The organism is Runella aurantiaca (genome assembly GCF_003339505.1).
Taxonomy (GTDB): Bacteria; Bacteroidota; Bacteroidia; order Cytophagales; family Spirosomataceae; genus Runella; species Runella aurantiaca.
In genome coordinates, this window is sequence record NZ_QPIW01000010.1 from 65,543 (window position 1) to 85,543 (window position 20,001).

General features: G+C 45.8%; 20 protein-coding genes. 15 read left to right on the top strand and 5 right to left on the bottom strand.

The window, feature by feature from the left end; all coding sequences use genetic code 11:
• The first annotated feature begins 98 nt into the window (after positions 1-98).
• Both DVG78_RS13930 and DVG78_RS13935 read left to right on the top strand, forming a co-directional pair.
• The gene (locus DVG78_RS13930; RefSeq protein ID WP_114461684.1) at positions 99-1,589 is read left to right on the top strand and encodes a tagaturonate reductase; all 1,491 of its coding nucleotides are present in this window, start codon (positions 99-101) and stop codon (positions 1,587-1,589) included.
• Between the two features lie 86 nt (positions 1,590-1,675).
• On the top strand, positions 1,676-2,317 hold the full coding sequence (locus tag DVG78_RS13935; RefSeq protein WP_114461685.1) for a DUF1684 domain-containing protein: 642 nt from the start codon (positions 1,676-1,678) through the stop codon (positions 2,315-2,317).
• Positions 2,318-2,586: 269 nt separating this feature from the next.
• Here DVG78_RS13935 and msrA read toward each other — a convergent pair whose 3' ends face one another.
• Positions 2,587-3,240 (bottom strand): peptide-methionine (S)-S-oxide reductase MsrA, encoded by a 654-nt coding sequence (gene msrA, locus DVG78_RS13940; protein WP_199563250.1) that lies wholly within the window; start codon positions 3,238-3,240, stop codon positions 2,587-2,589.
• A gap of 194 nt (positions 3,241-3,434) precedes the next feature.
• Between msrA and thiL the strand changes: the two genes are divergently transcribed.
• The 4 genes from thiL (at position 3,435) to DVG78_RS13960 (ending at position 7,010) form a co-directional block, all read left to right on the top strand.
• Positions 3,435-4,475, top strand: a complete 1,041-nt coding sequence (gene thiL / locus DVG78_RS13945; protein ID WP_114461779.1) for a thiamine-phosphate kinase — start codon at positions 3,435-3,437, stop codon at positions 4,473-4,475.
• Between the two features lie 51 nt (positions 4,476-4,526).
• The gene (locus tag DVG78_RS13950; protein WP_114461686.1) at positions 4,527-4,940 is read left to right on the top strand and encodes a cytochrome B; all 414 of its coding nucleotides are present in this window, start codon (positions 4,527-4,529) and stop codon (positions 4,938-4,940) included.
• A gap of 145 nt (positions 4,941-5,085) precedes the next feature.
• Positions 5,086-5,832: a hypothetical protein gene (locus DVG78_RS13955; RefSeq protein WP_147277081.1), complete on the top strand. Its 747-nt coding sequence runs from the start codon at positions 5,086-5,088 to the stop codon at positions 5,830-5,832.
• A 14-nt stretch (positions 5,833-5,846) separates the two neighbouring features.
• A complete protein-coding gene (locus DVG78_RS13960) occupies positions 5,847-7,010 on the top strand; it encodes a M28 family metallopeptidase (RefSeq protein ID WP_114461688.1) in 1,164 nt (387 codons plus the stop codon).
• On the opposite strand, the gene DVG78_RS13965 is transcribed toward DVG78_RS13960, so the two are convergent.
• Together DVG78_RS13965 and pnuC are read right to left on the bottom strand one after the other, a co-directional pair.
• On the bottom strand, positions 7,007-7,978 hold the full coding sequence (locus tag DVG78_RS13965; protein ID WP_114461689.1) for an AAA family ATPase: 972 nt from the start codon (positions 7,976-7,978) through the stop codon (positions 7,007-7,009). The genes DVG78_RS13960 and DVG78_RS13965 overlap by 4 nt on opposite strands.
• Positions 7,975-8,634, bottom strand: coding sequence for a nicotinamide riboside transporter PnuC (gene pnuC, locus DVG78_RS13970; protein ID WP_114461690.1), 660 nt, complete (start codon positions 8,632-8,634; stop codon positions 7,975-7,977). The genes DVG78_RS13965 and pnuC overlap by 4 nt, the downstream gene beginning before the upstream one ends.
• A gap of 139 nt (positions 8,635-8,773) precedes the next feature.
• Between pnuC and glgB the strand changes: the two genes are divergently transcribed.
• The 9 genes from glgB to DVG78_RS14015 all read left to right on the top strand — a co-directional run bounded on the left by glgB (position 8,774) and on the right by DVG78_RS14015 (position 16,956).
• Complete coding sequence (gene glgB / locus DVG78_RS13975; protein WP_114461691.1) at positions 8,774-10,807, top strand: 1,4-alpha-glucan branching protein GlgB; 2,034 nt, start codon at positions 8,774-8,776, stop codon at positions 10,805-10,807.
• A 187-nt stretch (positions 10,808-10,994) separates the two neighbouring features.
• Positions 10,995-11,237 (top strand): acyl carrier protein, encoded by a 243-nt coding sequence (locus DVG78_RS13980; protein WP_114461692.1) that lies wholly within the window; start codon positions 10,995-10,997, stop codon positions 11,235-11,237.
• 110 nt (positions 11,238-11,347) lie between these two features.
• Positions 11,348-11,794 carry a nucleoside deaminase gene (locus DVG78_RS13985; RefSeq protein ID WP_229598224.1) on the top strand — a complete coding sequence of 149 codons (447 nt, stop codon included), beginning with the start codon at positions 11,348-11,350 and terminating at the stop codon, positions 11,792-11,794.
• 58 nt (positions 11,795-11,852) lie between these two features.
• Positions 11,853-12,452 (top strand): superoxide dismutase, encoded by a 600-nt coding sequence (locus DVG78_RS13990; protein WP_114461694.1) that lies wholly within the window; start codon positions 11,853-11,855, stop codon positions 12,450-12,452.
• 285 nt (positions 12,453-12,737) lie between these two features.
• Positions 12,738-13,976 carry an ATP-dependent Clp protease ATP-binding subunit ClpX gene (gene clpX / locus DVG78_RS13995; RefSeq protein WP_114068411.1) on the top strand — a complete coding sequence of 413 codons (1,239 nt, stop codon included), beginning with the start codon at positions 12,738-12,740 and terminating at the stop codon, positions 13,974-13,976.
• 94 nt (positions 13,977-14,070) lie between these two features.
• Positions 14,071-14,787 carry an alpha/beta fold hydrolase gene (locus DVG78_RS14000; RefSeq protein WP_114461695.1) on the top strand — a complete coding sequence of 239 codons (717 nt, stop codon included), beginning with the start codon at positions 14,071-14,073 and terminating at the stop codon, positions 14,785-14,787.
• Positions 14,788-14,943: 156 nt separating this feature from the next.
• Positions 14,944-15,471, top strand: coding sequence for a hypothetical protein (locus DVG78_RS14005; protein ID WP_114461696.1), 528 nt, complete (start codon positions 14,944-14,946; stop codon positions 15,469-15,471).
• A gap of 97 nt (positions 15,472-15,568) precedes the next feature.
• The gene (locus tag DVG78_RS14010; protein ID WP_114461697.1) at positions 15,569-16,642 is read left to right on the top strand and encodes a TerC/Alx family metal homeostasis membrane protein; all 1,074 of its coding nucleotides are present in this window, start codon (positions 15,569-15,571) and stop codon (positions 16,640-16,642) included.
• Positions 16,642-16,956 carry a DUF952 domain-containing protein gene (locus DVG78_RS14015; RefSeq protein WP_114461698.1) on the top strand — a complete coding sequence of 105 codons (315 nt, stop codon included), beginning with the start codon at positions 16,642-16,644 and terminating at the stop codon, positions 16,954-16,956. Before DVG78_RS14010 ends, DVG78_RS14015 begins: the two co-directional genes overlap by 1 nt.
• A gap of 17 nt (positions 16,957-16,973) precedes the next feature.
• On the opposite strand, the gene DVG78_RS14020 is transcribed toward DVG78_RS14015, so the two are convergent.
• Together DVG78_RS14020 and DVG78_RS14025 are read right to left on the bottom strand one after the other, a co-directional pair.
• The gene (locus DVG78_RS14020; RefSeq protein WP_114461699.1) at positions 16,974-18,302 is read right to left on the bottom strand and encodes a sensor histidine kinase; all 1,329 of its coding nucleotides are present in this window, start codon (positions 18,300-18,302) and stop codon (positions 16,974-16,976) included.
• Positions 18,299-19,669 carry a sigma-54-dependent transcriptional regulator gene (locus tag DVG78_RS14025; RefSeq protein WP_114461700.1) on the bottom strand — a complete coding sequence of 457 codons (1,371 nt, stop codon included), beginning with the start codon at positions 19,667-19,669 and terminating at the stop codon, positions 18,299-18,301. The genes DVG78_RS14020 and DVG78_RS14025 overlap by 4 nt, the downstream gene beginning before the upstream one ends.
• Between the last annotated feature and the right edge of the window lie 332 nt (positions 19,670-20,001).

Genomic DNA, 20,001 nt, shown 5'->3' on the forward strand with positions numbered 1-20,001 from the left:
TGCTTTGGTCGCTACAAAGATAAGTTTTGCGCAAAATTTATTAGGTTTGCCAATACAAACATTTTTGACCTGCCAAACTGTTAAATATACCATTAGCTATGCCGAAATTATCTAAACAAGTCATTGATAGCGAAACTCAATATACCTTTGATTTGCCCGTAAAAGTATTGCAATTTGGAACAGGAGTGCTTCTGAGAGGGCTTTGCGACTACCTGATTGATAAAGCAAACAAGCAAAATATTTTCAACGGACGAATTGTGGTGGTGAAATCTACCGCAGGTTCGGCCGATGATTTTGCCGAGCAGGATGGCCTCTACACGGTTTGCGTACGTGGGGTGGACAATGAAGGCCAAACCATCGACGAGGCCACGGCCGTTACGTCTATCAGTCGGGTGATTTCGGCGCAGGATAGTTGGCAGAGCATCTTACAGGTGGCGCGCAATCCGCATTTGGAAGTGATTATTTCCAATACCACTGAGGTAGGCATTCAGTATGTAGAGGAGAGTATTTTCCAGAGCCCACCGCAATCATTTCCTGCCAAGCTGACCGCGTTTTTGTATGAACGTTTTCGTACTTACGGAGGCAAAAAAGACAAGGGGTTGGTGGTAGTTCCTACTGAGTTGATTACCGATAACGGCCTTAAACTCCGTGAGTGCGTAGAAAAAATTTCGGTGTATAATGAACTGGGGAAACTGTTTAATAAATGGCTTAAATACCATGTTAAATTCTGCAACTCGTTGGTAGACAGGATTGTGCCTGGTAAGCCCGACGCGGCTACGTTTGCGGCGTTGCAGGAGAAAATCGGCTATGAAGATGCGCTTTTGACGGTAGCGGAGCCTTATTTGTTGTGGGCGATTGAAGGAGATGAGCGCGTGAAGAAAGCCCTTTCTTTTGAGCAAATCAGCGAAAATGTCATTGTCGACGAAGATATTTCTTACTACCGCGAGCGCAAATTACGTATCCTGAACGGAAGCCACAGCGCGGCGGCTCCGTTGGGTTATTTAAGCGGGTTTGACATTACGTTTCAGTGCATGAACGACCCTGCCATGTCGAAATATTATGAAAAGATTATCTACGACGAAATAGTACCGACGTTGCCGTTTGAGGAGCAAATGGACGAGCTGAAAGTGTTTGCGGGCGATATTCTGAATCGTTACCGCAACCCATTTATTCAACAAAAACTCATCGGAATTACACTCCAGCAATCGTCGAAAATGAACGCCAGGAATGTAGCTACCATTCGTCGTTATTATCAACAATTCAATAAAGCGCCTAAATTGTTTACGATTGGCTTTGCCGCGTACTTGCTGTTTATGCGGGCCGTTAAGCAACAAAATGAGCATTATTTCGGTCAACGCGGTGAGGAGTTTTACGTCATCAACGACGAACAAGCGGCGTATTTCTATGAGCAATGGCAGGGCGTGACGGTCGAAACCGTACCTGCATTTGTGCAAGTGGTATTGAGCAATACCAAACTTTGGGATACCGATTTGACCAAGCTCACTGGTTTTGCCGAAACCGTGACGGAATATTTGGTAGAAATGATGAACACCAGCGTAAAAACTACCCTGGAAAAAGCAATTCTATAATCATAAATGTAAGCGTAAAGGGGTTAGGTGTTAGGTATTGACTTAACTTCTAACCCCTTCACTTTTAGCGCTAAATCCTGAAAGCTATGTTGAAAAATAAATTTTTACAGTTGCTGATTGCCATCGTTATCATCGGGGTGATTGGCTATACTTTTTTTGGGGAAGAAACAACGGTTTCGGATGCCGATTATGTGGCGCAGTTGGAGAAAGACCGCAAAGAAAAAGATAAGTTTTACCAAGATTCCGATACTTCTCCGATTGGCGACAAAGCGGCTTTTAAAGGCCTTAATTATTTCGCTCCCAACCCTGCCTACAAAGTGGTGGCTACTGTTGTCCCTTACCACGCTCAGGATAAGCAAGTAACCGTACCCATGACCGACGGCAGCACCACCACCTACGAAAAGTACGGTTTTGCCGAGTTTACATTGCCTGATGCAAGCAAGGCGGCCGAGCTGAACGTGTATCGCCTGCTCATTTATAAACATGAAAAAGGCCTTTCTATCCTGTTTCGCGATGCCACGGCCCCGCAAGAAACCTACGGCGGTGGGCGTTATTTGGATTTTAAAACCGACGATATAACCGACGGCAAACTCACCCTCGACTTCAACGTAGCCTATAATCCCTACTGCGCTTACAATCCTACTTACGCCTGCCCCATTCCGCCCAAAGAGAATACCCTGCCTGTGCGGGTGGAAGCGGGTGAGAAGATTTATGAGAAGAGCCTCTAACTTTACAGGTAATATCCTACCATCGGCGGAGACATTCGACGCTTGATTACCAGACTCCTCTTCTGTGCGAATCTTATTTTTTCACCAGCTCAATGGCTGTTAAAAAACCTCCAGTATACTATTGCAATTCCAATATTTTCTTTCACAACTAACTAAAAGTTATTCCAGTCGGCAATCAATCCACTTTTTTTTTAAATATACATATATAAAGGCACACAAAAAGCCCGACGAATCGGGCTTTTTGTGTGAATCACGTTAAAAGAGGCTAATCAATGCGCTTTCAACTTCTCCTTAAACACTTTTTTGAACTTATCCACTTTGGGTGCTACCACAAATGCGCAATAGCCTTGGTTGGGGTTGTTGGCAAAAAAGTTTTGGTGATAGGCTTCGGCTACATAAAACTTCTCGGCTTTGGATACTTCCGTCACAATCGGCTTGCTAAAAGCACCTGAGGCATTGAGCTCTTTGATGGCTTTTTCGGCCAAGGCTTTTTGGTCCGCATCGTGGTAAAAAATCACCGAACGATACTGCGGTCCTACGTCGTTGCCCTGACGGTCTTTGGTGGTTGGGTCATGCACCCGAAAAAACACCTCCAACAGTTCAGCATAAGTCACTTTTTTGGGGTCGTATTTGATTTCTACGCACTCGGCATGGCCCGTGGCTTTGCCACAGACTTGTTCGTAGGTCGGGTTTTCCACAAATCCGCCCGAATACCCCGATACTACCGACTCAACGCCTTCCATTTCCTGATACACCGCTTCGGTACACCAGAAACAGCCCGTACCAAACGTGGCCGTGGCCAGCCCCGTGAGGGTTTTTGATTTTTCTTCCATTTGTTCAATCTTTTTGGCTGACTGTCCGCACGAGCTAAGTGATGACAACGTCAACGTGCCGAAAATGAGTTTTTTGATGATCGTCTTCATATTTATTTCTAACAAAAAAGTAAGTATTAAGTTCTGATTACGGAGCTTTGCCGCAGCTAATGGGTTTAAAAACGATTCGTTGGATATACGGGAAAAGCCATTCTTTTAACGAACTTTGCACCGAAAAGTTTTGTAATGCAAACTTTCACTTATTACTTTACACCAAATGTCGGGCATCCGACATCTTCCTCAAAATGATTAGAACTGAACTTGCAACACTGGGTGAATTTGGACTGATTGAGCGTATAAATCAGCAATTTACGCCTGTGCTTCCCCAAACCATAAAAGGCATCGGCGACGACGCCGCCGTCATTGATACCGCCACCGAGGAGTATTTGCTGGTCTCGACCGATATGCTCGTTGAAGGTGTCCACTTTGACCTTAGTTACGTACCACTCAAGCACTTGGGCTACAAGGCCATTGCCGTCAACGTCTCCGACATCGCGGCCATGAACGGCATTCCTCGTCAAGTGACAGTAAGCATTGGGCTAAGCAATCGCTTTTCTGTCGAAGCCATCGACGAATTATACGCGGGTATTCAGGCCGCTTGTGAAGCCTACAAAGTGGATCTGGTTGGCGGCGACACAACGTCTTCACGCTCAGGTTTGTTGATTTCCGTGACGGCCGTGGGAGTCGTCGATAAAACCAAAATCTCGTACCGAAACGGTGCCCAGCCCAACGACATCATTTGTATCACGGGCGATTTAGGGGCCGCCTATATGGGGCTTCAACTGCTGGAACGAGAAAAACGGGAGTTTTTGGAAAACCCTGAAATGCAGCCACAGTTGGAAGATAAATCGTATCTGGTAGGTCGTCAACTCAAACCCGAAGCACGGACGGATATTGTTTATGAACTTTTGGAAGCGGGCGTGGTGCCTACGTCGATGATTGACATTTCGGATGGATTGGCTTCTGAGATTCTGCACCTCTGTAACCAATCGGGAACGGGAGCGCAAGTTTTTGAAGAAAATGTGCCCATTGCCGACGATACGTTCTTGACCGCCGATGAGTTTAAAATCAGCCCGTTGACCATCGCCCTCAACGGCGGCGAAGATTATGAATTGCTGTTTACCATTAAACAGTCAGATTACGAGAAAATCAAGAATTCACCCCACATAAGCTTTGCTGGATTCATGACCAACGACCCGACCAACGTAGAACTAGTAACCAAAGGCGGCAGTCGTTTTCCGATCAAAGCCCAAGGCTGGCAACACCTGACCAATCAACCATCCTAAATTCATTTTTTAAACACTGCATTTTATTCATTTATACATAAACAACCAACTATGGAAATTCTTGTACGCGCCCATTCTGGCCTTCGCTACGTAGTCCTTGCGCTTCTGATTGCCGCGATTTACACCGCTTTTACCAAACGCAGCCAACCCAATGCGCCCTATTCTAAAGTATATCTGTTTGCCATGATTGCCACCCACACCCAGTTGCTCATCGGGCTGGTTCTCTACGCGTTAGACTGGGGAGTAAAAGTGCGTTTTGACATGATGAGCGATAAAGTTTATCGTTTTTACACCGTCGAACACATCGTAGGAATGTTGGTTGCTATCGTGCTGATTACCATCGGCCACGCACAGGCAAAAAAGCTGAACCACGGCAAAGTTTTCACCTTTTATCTGGTGGCATTACTCCTTATTTTGATCTCCATTCCCTGGCCTTTCCGCAACCTCGGAGGCGGTTGGTTTTAAATATTAAAAACAACGAAGGGTTGCTGAAAAGCGGCCCTTCATTGTTTTTAGTGCTTTTTGCTAAATAATACAGTGTTTTTTTGCAAACCGAATTTCAAAACTTCGTATATTAGCCACACATTCAGGTCATTAACCCTGCCTACCCATGAAACACTGCTACGCGATAGTTGGATTGGTATGTCTGTTTGCATTGTCGGGATTTGGTCAGAGCAAGCTATTCCGAGGACATTGGTATGTCGGAACAGACATCGGGATTTTCAGTAATCAAACGCGCATGATTGCGGGAGAGCTCAGCAAATACAACCCTGGCGGGTCGGGAATTATGCCTATGTACGGCATGAAAGTGGGCAGAGTGGTTAACCCTTATATGTCGGTCGAAACAGGCATCTATTCTTTGCCGCTCAACCTCGTTTATCTCTATCAGACCAACCGAGCGATTGGCACCAATCCCCTTCAGTTTATGTCGTTTCCGTTGCGGGTCAATTGGCGCGCCCGGGTGTTTTATGACAAACTTGAAGCCCATTTAGGCGGGGGATTGCAATACGTTTGGGCCAATGGCGAAATAAGTCAGAAAACATTCAACGGCGTCATTACTACCCGTGGGCATACGTGGACCGACTCCCTCGTTTATTCAGGTTCGGTAGGAGTACTTCGCCAACACTCCATCAACGCCGAGTTGGCGGCTAGTTTCAACTGGGCCATGTCGAGACGGTGGACCTTGAGCGTATACGCCCGTCAGGTCATGGGACTTACGAGTATTGCCAACGTGAAAGTGTCGATCAAAAACAATCAAGAGCCCATTGAAAATGCCGAATTTGTGACGCGCGGGGCAGGTTTTACCGCTGGTATTGGGATACGATACAATATCTCTCCCAAGTGGCGCATTAAATAGCCCTCGGTGAATCTATGCCAACCGACCCCCTCCTTTTATTAGAACAACTGACGGCTTTTCCTCACCGGGGAGCCGCGAGCAAGTCTAATGCAAAAGCGGCAGAAATCATCGCCACGGAACTGAAAAATGCAGGATTTTCGGTTGATTTTCAGTCATTCCGCACACCTCCGACCTATCTTCCCGTTATTTATTGGCTCATTGGTGGGCTTATTGTCGGGTTGCTAACCATCCAATGGCTTGGGTGGGCTTCGGTTATTTTGGTCGCTTTCTTTGCCATCAACGGGCTGCTTTATTTTGATTGGCGTCCTTCTATCTTTCTTTTTCTACCGCCTTTGGTCCAAGCCAAAAATATCATTGGAAGGCATTCTCTTCCAACTGCCAAACGTAAACTCATTTTGATGGCACATTACGACTCGGCACCCGTGTCGTCGTTGTACAGTCGTCAGTCCAAAGATGGGTTTCGAAATTCCATTCGGGCTTCTATGGTACTGATGGCACTGGCCGTCCCGATTGTGGGTCTGAGTTATCATTTACCCCAAAATAATTACCTTCTGGTGATTCGAATACTGCTTTCTATGTATTTTGTCGGGCAGGCGGTTTTGGGAACGGCGGGTTTTTGGCAAAAAGGCTATACCAATGGCGCAAGCGACAACGCCACGGGCGTGGTAGCGGCGTTGAAAACGGGCGAACACCTCAAAACCCAGCTCAAAAACACCGAGATTGAAATCGTACTCACCAATGCCGAAGAAGTAGGAATGGTAGGAGCCTATCACTATTGGAAGTCCCTTCAGCGAAAATCACAGGTGGCTGATGGTTCTTTATACCTCATCAATTTTGACACGTTGGGCAGCGGGCAATTAAAAGTCATTACCCAAACGGGCAGCATGACCTTGATTGAATACGACAACATCGTTACTCAATCGGCGCTTAACATTATTCAAAACAATCGTCATTTTGGCCAAGTAAGCACGGGCAACTGGCACACCGCCGATTTTGACAGCGCTTGGTTTGTGCGCGCGGGCATTCCCTGCGTTACGCTGTCGGCATTGGATGAAAACGGGCTTATGCCCCACATTCACCGCCCCGAAGACACCCTCGACCACGTAGATACCCAACCCATGCTTTTGGCGATTGATTTGGCCAGGGCCGTGGCCTTAGCTCTTGACAAAAAAAGCTAGTGTTTTTGCAACATTCTCTCCATTTCTTTTCGTGCGGCAATAAACCGTTCGTCCCAATTTCCCTCAATCAACACATACGGTAGCGCTCGCTTTTCTAATTCGTTCTTAAAAAGGTCGAACATTTCTGCCCGCCGATCACCAAAGTCGCGCAATGAATCGGGCACCCAAGGCGTATCAATATTTAATAGCAAATACAGGTCGTAGATAATCTCTGCCTCCCATTTTTTCAATTCTTCTGGCACGTACCCAAAATACTGTTGGCAGTAAATTTGCGTCGTAATCAAGTCTGTATCGCAGAAAAGCACTTGATTGGCTTCCCGTATTTTTTGTTTGACCAATTTAGTTTGTAATTCACCAATTTCGATGATTTTTTCTATTTCAAACTCATTGGAAGTGAGCACCTCGCGAGCGATTTCGTGCGCAAAAGTTGTTTGAAAACATTCTGCTAACTGCCGCGTCAGCGTTGTTTTCCCAACGCTTTCGGGGCCATAAAGGCAGACTTTTTTCGTAAAATACGGCCTCACCAATTGCGGTATAAAATCCCAATGTTGATACGGATTTGAGCGAATGGCCGTGGCAGAAATTGGAACTTGAACGCGGTCTAAATCAAAAAACACCACAGGACAATTCAAATGACGGCCCAAAGGAACACCGTAGGCTTCTGAGCAGAAAACGCCCTCTACATCAGGAAAAGTTTGATGAATAAAATCAGCCCACATTTTGGTAGCTTCTGTGAGAGGCAACCCCTCATCGGGAAAATCGTCCAATGCTTGAAATAGCTCGATACGCGGATTTTGGTCAAAGAGTTGGTGTAGCCACCCAAAGCGTATTTCGGCAGGGATAGGGTCGTCGGGCGTATAGCTCATTGAAACCATGACTTTATCGCAGTGCGACAATGCAAACTCAATCAATGCCAAATGCCCATTGTGCAAAGGCATAAATTTTCCAAAAACCAACCCTTTTTTCATCGTTTATCGTAGCTGCGGTATTCTTTGGTCCAATGATACGCCCCAAACGCCGCAATGAAGCAAAACAGAAAATACAAGAGCGCGTACAGCTTCACTTCTTTGACATAATACATGTAAGTAGCAATGGCATCAATCACCAACCACACGTACCACGCCTCGATTTTTTTACGAATTAGCATAAACGTAGCCACGATACTCATGACCGTCGTGAACGAGTCCATGTAAGGAAAAGCACTGGGTTGACTAAACAGTACGGGGAAAAATTCGTGTAGATTTTTAGCAAAACTACCCATCGCAAACGTACACACCAGCCCGCCTACGCCCAGTACCAACCATTGATGCAAGGTTAACTTGCTGATTTTTAACTCATTTTTTAAGTTGGCCTCATTCGCTTTAGGGTATTTCCACTGCCACCAGCCGATGAGATTAGTGATAAAGAAAAAAACTTGCAAAAACATATCGGGGTAAAGCTGAATTTGGTAAAAAAGCGCAAACGCCAACACCACATTCAACAAACCAATAATCCAACTCCACACATTTTCACGTGCTGATAGCCAAACGGCCACTGCACCCGTGACGGTTGCCCAAAACTCAAGGTGGCTCATTTTGTATCCCCAGGCCTCAAAAAGGACGGAATTGATGTCGAAAAAATTCATATTCAAGTGGTTCTCGGTTTTTGAAAAGAGGCTTAAAGAAAAAGAAAAAGATTTTTTAGTACTTATAGTGCAATTTTGGCTCGAAAAAATCTATTTTGCACCATACAACCTATAATGAACCATCGCTAAACTCAATATTATGGCAAAATCAGCAAAAACTAAAACTGAAGTTGTAGCCGAAACGCCCGTTCCGAAGAAAACCCGTAAAAAAACCGAACCGTTGGAAGACCTCGCCATCGCCGAAGCCCCTGCTCAGTTGCAAGCTGTTGAAAATTATTCGCGCTTTTCGGAGTTTGATATTTATTTGTTCAAATCTGGCAAGCACTTTAAATTATACGAAAAGTTGGGCTCTCACGTAGCCGAGTACAAAGGAGTCATCGGCACCTATTTCGCCGTTTGGGCACCCAACGCTCACTACGTTTCGGTCATTGGAAACTTCAATGGCTGGGAGCGCGGCAGTCATCCACTCAGCTCTCGTTGGGATGGCTCGGGTATTTGGGAAGGCTTTGTGCCAAACATCGGGCGCGGTGAAGTTTATAAATACTTCATCAAATCGATGAACAATGGCTTGGAATTAGAAAAATCCGATCCTTTTGCCCTTTGGTGCGAAGTAGCCCCCCAAACCGCCTCGGTGGTGTGGGACACATGGTACGAGTGGCAGGATGAAGGATGGATGCGCAACCGCCGCAAACACAATTCACTGACCTCTCCTATCTCAGTGTATGAAGTGCATTTGGCTTCATGGATGCGTGACCCCGACAATCCAGAGCGTTTTTTGAATTACCGCGAAATTGCCGATAGTTTGGTTCCCTACGTCAAAGAAATGGGCTTTACCCACGTGGAGTTGATGCCCATCATGGAAGCACCTTATCCACCTTCTTGGGGCTATCAAATCACAGGGTATTTCTCGTGCGCTTCCCGGATGGGAAATCCGCAAGACTTAATGTACCTCATTGAGCGTCTTCACTTGGAAGACATTGGCGTGTACATGGACTGGGTTCCATCGCACTTTCCCGGCGACGCCCACGGATTATACAACTTTGACGGTACGCATTTATACGAGCACGCCGACCCCCGCAAAGGCTACCACCCCGACTGGAAAAGCTATATCTTCAATTACGGTCGTAACGAGGTCAGGTCTTTCCTTGTTTCCAACGCCGTTTTTTGGATGGACCGCTACCACACTGACGGTCTACGCGTAGACGCCGTTGCTTCGATGCTTTATTTGGACTATTCACGAAAACACGGCGAATGGATTCCCAATGAGTTTGGCGGACGCGAAAACCTAGAAGCGATTTCGTTGATGAAAGAAATGAACGAGGCCGTTTTCAAAGATTTCCCTGATGCCCAAACGATTGCGGAAGAATCTACCGCTTTTCCGGGCGTATCACGACCTACTTATCTAGGCGGACTAGGATTTGGTATGAAATGGATGATGGGCTGGATGAACGATACCCTCAAGTATTTCGAAAAAGACCCGATGTTCCGTCGTTGGCACCAAGACCAGATTACGTTCAGCTTGGTGTACGCTTTTTCTGAAAACTTCATGTTGCCGCTCTCTCACGATGAAGTGGTGTATGGAAAAGGTTCTCTGATTGGCAAAATGCCCGGCGATGAATGGCAACGTTTTGCGAACTTACGGTTGTTGTTTACCTACATGTACACCCACCCTGGCACCAAACTGCTCTTCATGGGTGGGGAGTTTGCCCAAACCCGTGAGTGGAATTTTCAGCAATCATTGGATTGGCATCTGCTCGACCATGCACCGCACAAAGGAGTACAGGAATGCGTTAAAGCCCTCAATTCGGCCCTACGCAATCAGCCTGCCCTCCATGACTATAACTTTTCACCAGATGGTTTTGAGTGGATTGACTCACAGGACCGCGACAATTGCATTGTTGCTTATTCGCGCAAAGGGCTTAATCCGAGCGATACCATTGTGGTGGTTCTCAACCTGACCCCCGTTCCGCAACAGGGCTATAGAATTGGCGTTCCGTCGGTTGGAATATGGGAAGAAGTGTTTAATAGCGATGCTCCTTCTTTTTACGGCAGCGGTGTGAGCAACACCCAAGTGATAGAAACCCAACCCGAAAAATGGCATAATCAGCCTCAATCAGTGGTCTTGACTTTGCCACCGTTGGCTGGGATTATTTTGAAGAAAAGTGCGAAATAATCGCTATTTCAACAGTTTAGTTCTGTTTTTTTTACAAAAATCTTTTTTTATATCTTATTGATTTAAAGAACATTGAAACAAACCCTCTGAAATAGTTATTGGTTTCATCTTATTTCGTGAAATTTTTGCCTCTTTTTTGGCGTTAAGCTAAATGTAGATTAATACATCAACATTAACATACAATGCCATGAAAGAACGTATTTTAACTATTTTAGAAGACTTTGGTGTAGAACGCCGAGCGGTCACCGACAATGTTCATTTTGTAAAAGATTTGGGCTTTGATAGCTTAGACACGGTAGATTTGATGATGAAACTTGAGAAGGAATTCGGCCTGCGCATTCCCGACGAAGATTATCACAAATTATCCACCTTAAACAAGTTGATGGTTTATCTCGAAGAAGAGCAGAGCGTGATGTATGCAGCGGCCTAAAGCCACTCACCACAGAACCCAACAAGAGGATATAACTGCGACAGTTGTATCCTCTTTTGTTATTTTTATATCTTGGTTTATTTCAACGGACGATGCCTAAAGTCGGAAATATGCACCCTCTTTTTTCGGACGAGTACTACATGCAACTCGCTCTTTATGAAGCAGAAGTGGCCGCTGAAGCGGGAGAAATTCCCGTGGGGGCGGTCATTGTGTGTCAACACCGCATCATCGCCAAAACCCGCAACCAAACCGAGCAACTGACCGACGTCACGGCCCACGCCGAGATTTTGGCCATCACCGCCGCCGCCGACTATCTGGGCAGCAAATACCTCAAAGATTGCACGTTATATGTCACCTTGGAGCCGTGTGTAATGTGCGGCGGGGCGCTGTATTGGTCCCAAATTGGGCGCATTGTCTACGGAGCTTCCGACGACAAACGCGGCTATTCTTTGTTAACCCAAAACATCCTTCATCCCAAAACAACCGTTAAAAGGGGCATATTGGAGCAAGAAATTACCCAACTCCTGAAGAAATTTTTTCTCAGGCTGCGAACATAAAACGCTGGCACGGTGTTTTGCAGTCGAGTAACACGTTAAAACTTAAATTATAACTGTCATGTCCTTTACATTAGCCCCTCTGCCCTACGCCTCTGATGCGTTGGAGCCCCATTTTGACCAAACTACCATGGAAATCCACCACGGTCGTCACCATAATACCTACGTGACCAACCTCAACAACGCCATTGCAGGCACTCCCAACGAAGGCAAGAGCATTGAAGAATTGGTGGCCAATGCGGGTACTATTTCTCCAGCAGTTCGCAACAACGGCGGTGGTCACTGGAATCATACTTTCTTCTGGAACATTCTTTCGCCCAACGGTGGAGGTGCACCAGTAGGTGAGTTGGCAGCAGCAATTGATGCTAAGTTTGGCTCATTCGATGCTTTCAAAGACGAATTCAAAAAGGCCGCTTTGGGCCGTTTCGGTTCGGGCTGGGCGTGGCTGATCAAAACCGCCGATGGCGTTGCCATTACTTCTACTCCCAACCAAGACAATCCACTGATGGACATCGCCGACGTAAAAGGTACGCCAATCATTGGCCTTGACGTGTGGGAACATGCCTATTACCTGAAATACCAAAACAAACGCCCTGACTACGTGGATGCATTCTGGAATGTAGTAGACTGGAACAAAGCAGAAGCTACTTTTAAAGGCTAATTTTATATTTTCCTTTTTTAATGCTTGGATGTTTCATAATCGCATGATTATGAAACATCCAAGCATTATTTTTTTCGACTCGTTTCTATAAAAAGTGCCTAAAAAGCGACTAAATAGGTTCTTGTAACACAGAAGCACTCATTTTCAGGACATAAGAAAAAACACCTGTGCAACAAACTCCGCCTAACCTGCGTAGTCCGTTAGATAAACTAATTGGGGTTTGTTATTGTTAAAACTTAACTTTGCAACGTAAATTTTAAACATTAGGTCATTTTGACTCCTTTCATGGCAGCAATAAATTGTTCTTTTTGTGGCAGACGGAAAAATGAGGTCCAGCTACTGCTCTCGGGTATTGATGCCCATATTTGTAATTTTTGCATTGAGCAAGGCTACGGCGTAGTTCAGGAAGAATTGTATCCTAAAAAGAAAAAGGAAAAACCATCCACCCCCAAGTTTAATCTCATCAAACCGCTCGAAATGAAGCGCTACCTCGACCAATACGTCATTGGTCAGGACGAAGCCAAAAAGACGCTTTCGGTGGCGGTTTACAACCACTACAAACGCCTCATGCAGCCAAAATCGAACGATGAGGTGCATATCGAGAAAACCAACATCATCATGGTAGGCGAAACCGGAACGGGAAAAACCTACCTCGCGCGGACCATTGCCAAGATGCTACAAGTACCGTTTTGCATTGCCGATGCAACCGTGGTGACCGAAGCTGGCTACGTGGGAGAAGACGTGGAAACCATTCTGACACGCTTGCTTCAGGCGGCCGACTACAACGCCGAAGCCGCCGAACGGGGCATCGTGTTCATTGATGAAATTGATAAAATTGCCCGGAAAAGCGATAACCCCTCCATCACCCGCGACGTGAGCGGCGAAGGAGTACAGCAAGCACTTCTAAAACTTTTGGAAGGCTCAGTCGTCAATGTTCCCCCGCAAGGCGGACGCAAGCACCCCGACCAAAAGCTCATTCCAATCAACACCGAAAACATTCTTTTCATCTGCGGCGGTGCGTTTGACGGCATTGACCGACACATTGCTAAGCGCATCAACTCACGTCCGATTGGTTTTACCAACGACCGTCGTTTGGGCGAAATTTTCGACAAAGGCAACCTGTTGCGCTATGTAGCCGCGCAGGATTTGAAATCATTTGGTTTGATTCCTGAGCTCATCGGACGTTTGCCAGCATTGACTTACCTCAATCCACTGGACGGCGATGCATTGCGCCAAATCTTGACCGAGCCTAAAAATGCATTGGCCAAACAATACCAGAAATTGTTTACCATGGAAGGCATCAAATTGACCTTTGATGATGATGTACTCGAATACATCGTGGAGCAGGCTTTGTCTTACAAACTAGGCGCGCGTGGTTTACGCTCCATTTGCGAAGCCATCATGACCGACGCCATGTTTGATTTACCATCCATGAAAGACGTGACGGAGTTTACGCTCACGCTGGATTATGCCCGCGAGAAATTTGAACGCTCCTCATTATATGTCCTGAAATCAGTGGCATAAATCTAATTATTGAGTATCTTTGACAATAGCCCGCAGAAATTCTCCTGTTGGGCTATTGTTATTTTTTACCATTATATAACCACTCCAACGCAGCATGAAAACACTCGTTTTGATTCACGGTCACGGCGTTGACGCCTCCATTTGGGAAGACATAAAGCCACTGCTTCAGGAGTATCAAGTACTGACTCCTGATTTCTCGACCGAGACCAAGTTTAAAAGTATTGAAGAATATGCCGATGGGCTGCACGCTTGGTTGGAAGAAATAAGCATTAAAAAATGTGTGCTTATCGGGCACTCAATGGGCGGTTACCTCGCTTTGGCATTTGCCGAAAAATACCCACAGCTCCTTCAAGGATTTGGCTTGTTTCATTCCACCGCCTATGCCGACGATGAAGCCAAAACTGAACAACGAAAAAAGACGTTGACCTTTATGAAAACCCACGGAGCGGCCGCTTTTATCCGCCAGTCGGGGCCCAACATGTACGCCGAGGCGTATGCTAAAACGCATCCCGAAGTCATCAAAAATCACATAGAAAAATACGCTCAATTGCCAACAGAAGCCGTTATTGCGGGATTTAAGGCCATCATGACTCGCCCCGACCGTACGGTGGTACTTCGAGATTCCAACCTTCCAGTTTTGTTTGTTTTTGGGGAAGAAGATAAACTCATTTCCTTTGAAAAGAATATTGAGTTGTCTAAACTTTCTCCCAACACCCACACTTTGGTACTCAAAGAAGCAGGCCACATGGGGATGGTCGAAGACCCAAAAGCTTCGGCGGAAGCCATCAGGGAGTTTATGGAAACGCTTTAGAAATAAGCCAGCATCAGCGTCGTCTGCCTTTTAAATTACGAACAACTGCGCATAGATGGCGCTGATGTTTTAAGGTAAAATACTTATAATCAGCACCCCATCTGCTTTTAGGATAAAGTAAAATCAAAGTTGGTTCCCGCTTTAATAAATAAAACGATGGCAAAGCACACCCTTTTGTTTTTGTTTCTGACGATTTGTTTTGGAAGTTGTAAAAAAGAAACCGACCCCGAATACCGCGTACCTACCGAAGTTGAACCTTACGTGCAAGCGTTTGTCAAAGAAGCTAAACTACGCGGATTGGAGTTGAAAATAAATAACCTTATTGTTGAGTTTGCCCAACCCGACGCCAACTATATCTGCGGAATGTGTAAAGGTCTCCAAACGCGACAAAAGCACATTGTCCTTGGTATTCAGGAGTTTTGCTGGAAAGATACCACCCCCCAAACCCGCGAAGGGTTGGTTTTTCATGAACTCGCCCACTGCTATTTGGCGCGCTTCCATACCTCCAAAAAATTCGCCGACGGCACCTACGCCAGCTTGATGAATCCTGACAATACCGAAGTTTATTCTATCTGTTTGTACCCCATCGACAACAGTAATGACTGCGACAAACGCGCCCGCCGGCAGTACTATATTGATGAGCTGTTTGACGAAACCACGCCTACACCCGCTTGGGCCCGATAGAAACCGTTTGTCAATGTGAAAGAATCTGCGGAACTTTGATAGCTGTTTGAAGCTTATTAGCCAAGAACGATTTCACTAATTAACCCACGCGTAAGCGATGATTTCTAACGAACTTCTATTTTTTGGAGCATTTACGGTATTTGTCATTTTCGTCATGCTCATCGACCTCGGTGTATTTACTAAGCAAAAAAGTCACATTGTCAGTTTCAAAGAAGCGGGTATCTGGAGTGCCGTTTGGGTGGCACTGTCCGTTGGGTTTTATTTCTTCATTAAAAATTTCGGCTATCTCGTGCATGATGTCTCAGATATGGCTCATTTACAGGAGATTGCAAGCACATATGCCGACCATCTAGTACTTGTTCCAGGCAATTTTGAGGCCAGTTTACAGATTTTTCAGAACAACATGGCCCTTGAGTACATCACAGGTTATCTGGTTGAATACTCCCTTTCTGCCGACAATATTTTTGTATTTATCCTGATTTTCAGTTCTTTCGGTGTTCACGAAAAGTTTTACAAAAAGGTATTGATCTGGGGAATTTCGGGGGCGGTAGTGCTTCGCTTCGTTTTTATATTTGTCGGCGCGGCGCTCCTACAAAAGTTTGAGTGGATTATCTATATTTTCGGGGCATTTTTGGTCTACACTGGTGCTAAAATTCTCTTTCAGAAAGAAGAAGATGAAGAAATCAATCCAAGTGAGCACATCGCAGTAAAATTTGCCTCAAAGTATTTTAACGTATATAACCGCAACGTTGTTGACCATTTTTTCATCTTCCACCGACGTTACAATAAATGGTACATCACGCCCATTTTTGTGGTCGTTATTGTGATTGCTTTTACGGATTTGATTTTTGCGGTTGATTCCATCCCCGCCATTTTCTCCATCACCAAAGACCCTTACATTGTCTTCTTCTCCAATGTGTTTGCCATCATGGGGTTGCGTTCGATGTTCTTCTTTTTATCGAGCATCATGGACAAATTCCATTACCTCAAACCCGGTTTGGGAATTTTGCTTTCTTTCATTGGACTCAAAATGTTGGGGCATCATCAACTGGAAGACTGGGGCTTTAAGACCGTTTATTCGCTTTATATCATTGTGGGAATTTTGGCCGTTGCCGTTATCGCGTCCCTGTTATTCCCCAAAAAAGAAGAACCTGTTACTTCTCCAAGCTGATGATTTATCACATTGTTACGCCAGAATATTGGACACAATTTGAGTATGCGCCCGCCTACAAAAGCGAGACGCTGGATGCCGAAACATTCATTCATTGCAGCACGCAAACCCAAATAGCGGGGGTCTTGGAAAGATATTACAGCGGAGTAGACAACCTATTTTTGATGCACATTGACGAGAACAAGCTTACTTCGCCGCTGTTGTACGAACCCGCGCCCAACGGCACCGAACTCTTTCCGCACGTGTATGGCCCCATTAATTCTGAGGCCATTGTAGAGATAGGTTGGCTCAAAAAAGACGGAAATATTTTGTAGAGACGCCGTATGCGTCTCTACAATACAATCACAAACGTAGTGCCTCTGCCTACTTCTGAGGTCACACTGAGCTGACCGCCGTGCTGTTGCATAATTTGGCGTGAAAGGCTCAATCCGATACCTGAACCCGTTTTTTTGGTGGTATAAAAAGGAATAAAAATCCGCTCCAAGGCTTCTGGCTCAATGCCAAGACCATTGTCGGCCACCTCAATGTACACGCGCTGATTCATGTCGGAATAGGCACGTATCGTCAACAACGCATTGGCATGTCCCTGCAAAGCTTCGATGGCGTTTTTGATGAGGTTAATCAATACCTGTTCAATTTGGTCCGCGTCGGCCGTAATGACAAGGCTCTCAGGCACAATCGTTAAGGTCGTTTTGATAAATGCTTCCTGCAAACTTTTTTGAAACAATTGCAGCACCCCGCTGAGTAGCTCACGGGCGGGTATTTCTACAAAGGTAGGTTTTGGTAAGGTAGTAAAATCACGGTAGGCATTCACAAACTGGATGATTCCCGCGCTGCGTTTTTCCAGCGTTTGCAGCGCCTCTGTCAAGTCCTGCACCCCTTCATTCTCGGGCGCGACGGGCGCGATGTCGAGTTGCACAATTTCCTTCATCGTTCCTACCAACGACAATATGGGCGTGAGCGAATTCATGATTTCGTGACGCAACACCCGCGTCAGATTTTGCCAAGCTTCAATCTCCTTTTGTTGCAATTCTGACTGAATATTTTGCAAAACCAAAATTCGTAACACCTTGCCTCTCAACTGAATCTGCGTAGCCTGCACCGACAACGACTCGTCGTCGGAGGTTTGGTAAAGTTGGCGTACGCCCGTGCGAAGCGTGGCTATCAACGTAAAAAGCTGCGGGTGTGGCTCCTGTAAATCTTCCAACTGACGCAGCCGATAAATCCCCAACATCTTGAGTGCCGCGCTGTTGACTAGCTCCACCCGGCCATCGCTGCCAAAGCTAATCAGGCCCGTACTGATGTGCTGAACGATGGTATTGAGGTACTGAAGATTGGCTTCTTTTTCGGCCCGGGCAACACGAAATGCCTCCAAAACCTCATTGAACTGCTGATTGATTTCTCGAAAACTTTCACCCATTTTATCATCTGAGCGAAACTTTACGGCAAAATCTGAATAGCGAACGGACTCAAAAAAGCGCGCCAGTTTTCGGTTTGTACTTGTGGCATAATAATACAACTGAAATACCGCAATGGCACTCATAAACGCCATCAATGCCGACAATATCCACTGCTCATCAGGAACAAAGTAAAACAGTGCGCATAAACTCAGCGTCAGCCAAAACACCCGCCACAAAATACCGATTGAGAAGTGTTTCATAGCCCGTATTTTTCCATTCTACGGTACAATGCCTGCCGCGAAAGCCCCAATTCCTTGGCCACTTCGGTGATGTTGCCGTTGTATTTTTTCATTGCTTTTACAATCAACTGTTTTTCCATTTCTTCCAGCTGGTAGGTTTCGGTAAACTGTGAGGTTTCGGTAAACGCATTCTGGAAAAAATCTTCGGGTTGCAACGTGTTTTGTTGGGTCAAAATAACGGCTCGCTCCACCGCACTGCGGAGTTCGCGCACGTTGCCCGGCCAATGATAACGTTGCAATTGTTTAATCAAAGCCGCACTCAGAGCCGTTACCACGCGTTTGTATTGATGACGGTACTGTTTGAGGAAAAGCTCGGTCAGCGGCACAATGTCTTCGGGACGCTCCCGCAAAGGCGGAATACGCAACTCAATGGTATTGATGCGGTAAAGCAAATCCTGACGAAAAGTCCGGTCAGCCACCATTTGGCCAATAGGTTGATTGGTGGCGCAAATGATTCGGACGTCTATTTGTTTGGTTTTGTTAGAACCCACCCGCGTCACCGTTCGGTTTTGCAACACGGTCAGGAGTTTAGCCTGCATGGGCAGAGATAAATTGCCGATTTCATCTAAAAACAGCGTTCCTCCGTGGGCCTCTTCAAACCGCCCCGCGCGGTCTTCTTTGGCATCGGTAAAAGCACCTTTGACGTGGCCAAAAAGCTCACTTTCAAACAGGCTTTCGGGAATTGCCCCTAAATCTACAATGACGAAAGGTTTGTCGGCGCGATTGGATTTTTGGTGGATAAGTTGGGCCAAGTCGCTTTTCCCTGTTCCGTTTTCTCCCAACACCAAAACTGTAGCATCCGTCACCGCGACGCGCTCGGCGGTGGCGTACAGCTGCTGCATAATGGCGCTGGAAGCCACAAAATTGGGTTGGGGCAACGGCTTCCCGGGCGTCGGTTTGTTGGCTGGAGCCACTGAACTACCGCCTACTTTGGCTTTATTTTCCTCCCTTTTGCGCACCGCCGCTTGCATAGTAGCCAGTAACTTATCGTTTTCCCAAGGTTTCAAAACAAAGTCCATGGCTCCCGCTTTCATGGCCCGAACGGCCATTTCTACGTCACCAAACGCAGTAAAAAGAACCACAACCGCCAGCGGGTCAATGTCTAAAATACGGTCCAACCAATCGAAACCTTCTTTGCCGCTGATAACATCACGCGTGAAGTTCATATCCAACAAAATAGCGTCGTAATTGCCGTTGGTAACTAAGAAGGGAATACGCTGGGGATTTTTTTCAATATCCACTTGACTGAAATGCCGTTTGAGGAGCAATTTGGCAGCACTCAAAACGTCGACATCATCGTCAACAATCAATACTTTGGCGGTGAGCATTTGAAATATTTGTAAATGAGCTAATTAGTAATTTTGGTAAAATACAACTCTTTTGACGGTATGTATAAATTTACCCAATAAGAGTGCCAAAATACAAAATACCTCATTATCAACCATTAAGATAAAGTGCACTTTTTATTCTTGTCCAATGGCGTACAACCCATGTCCGTTTTCGGACAATTTTAAAATTCACAGACAATACCAATTCATTCATAACCAATAACTTATGTTTCTGGCACGGGTATTGGCAGAATACTAAACAGACACATACAGCCATTAGAAAATGAAGCAGTAAGGGGTCGAAAAGTAATCAACTCCTTACTGCATTTTAA

What these genes read in the sequence shown, in the direction of transcription:
- pnuC (WP_114461690.1), bottom strand. Translation starts at nt 8,634, where the DNA reads ATGAATTTTTTCGACATCAATTCCGTCCTTTTTGAGGCCTGGGGATAC.
- DVG78_RS14025 (WP_114461700.1), bottom strand. Translation starts at nt 19,669, where the DNA reads ATGCTCACCGCCAAAGTATTGATTGTTGACGATGATGTCGACGTTTTG.
- clpX (WP_114068411.1), top strand. Translation starts at nt 12,738, where the DNA reads ATGGCAGCAATAAATTGTTCTTTTTGTGGCAGACGGAAAAATGAGGTC.
- DVG78_RS14015 (WP_114461698.1), top strand. Translation starts at nt 16,642, where the DNA reads ATGATTTATCACATTGTTACGCCAGAATATTGGACACAATTTGAGTAT.
- DVG78_RS14000 (WP_114461695.1), top strand. Translation starts at nt 14,071, where the DNA reads ATGAAAACACTCGTTTTGATTCACGGTCACGGCGTTGACGCCTCCATT.
- DVG78_RS13960 (WP_114461688.1), top strand. Translation starts at nt 5,847, where the DNA reads ATGCCAACCGACCCCCTCCTTTTATTAGAACAACTGACGGCTTTTCCT.
- DVG78_RS14010 (WP_114461697.1), top strand. Translation starts at nt 15,569, where the DNA reads ATGATTTCTAACGAACTTCTATTTTTTGGAGCATTTACGGTATTTGTC.
- DVG78_RS13980 (WP_114461692.1), top strand. Translation starts at nt 10,995, where the DNA reads ATGAAAGAACGTATTTTAACTATTTTAGAAGACTTTGGTGTAGAACGC.
- msrA (WP_199563250.1), bottom strand. Translation starts at nt 3,240, where the DNA reads ATGAAGACGATCATCAAAAAACTCATTTTCGGCACGTTGACGTTGTCA.
- DVG78_RS13990 (WP_114461694.1), top strand. Translation starts at nt 11,853, where the DNA reads ATGTCCTTTACATTAGCCCCTCTGCCCTACGCCTCTGATGCGTTGGAG.
- DVG78_RS14020 (WP_114461699.1), bottom strand. Translation starts at nt 18,302, where the DNA reads ATGAAACACTTCTCAATCGGTATTTTGTGGCGGGTGTTTTGGCTGACG.
- DVG78_RS13965 (WP_114461689.1), bottom strand. Translation starts at nt 7,978, where the DNA reads ATGAAAAAAGGGTTGGTTTTTGGAAAATTTATGCCTTTGCACAATGGG.
- DVG78_RS13950 (WP_114461686.1), top strand. Translation starts at nt 4,527, where the DNA reads ATGGAAATTCTTGTACGCGCCCATTCTGGCCTTCGCTACGTAGTCCTT.
- DVG78_RS13955 (WP_147277081.1), top strand. Translation starts at nt 5,086, where the DNA reads ATGAAACACTGCTACGCGATAGTTGGATTGGTATGTCTGTTTGCATTG.
- DVG78_RS13935 (WP_114461685.1), top strand. Translation starts at nt 1,676, where the DNA reads ATGTTGAAAAATAAATTTTTACAGTTGCTGATTGCCATCGTTATCATC.
- DVG78_RS13985 (WP_229598224.1), top strand. Translation starts at nt 11,348, where the DNA reads ATGCACCCTCTTTTTTCGGACGAGTACTACATGCAACTCGCTCTTTAT.
- thiL (WP_114461779.1), top strand. Translation starts at nt 3,435, where the DNA reads ATGATTAGAACTGAACTTGCAACACTGGGTGAATTTGGACTGATTGAG.
- DVG78_RS13930 (WP_114461684.1), top strand. Translation starts at nt 99, where the DNA reads ATGCCGAAATTATCTAAACAAGTCATTGATAGCGAAACTCAATATACC.
- DVG78_RS14005 (WP_114461696.1), top strand. Translation starts at nt 14,944, where the DNA reads ATGGCAAAGCACACCCTTTTGTTTTTGTTTCTGACGATTTGTTTTGGA.
- glgB (WP_114461691.1), top strand. Translation starts at nt 8,774, where the DNA reads ATGGCAAAATCAGCAAAAACTAAAACTGAAGTTGTAGCCGAAACGCCC.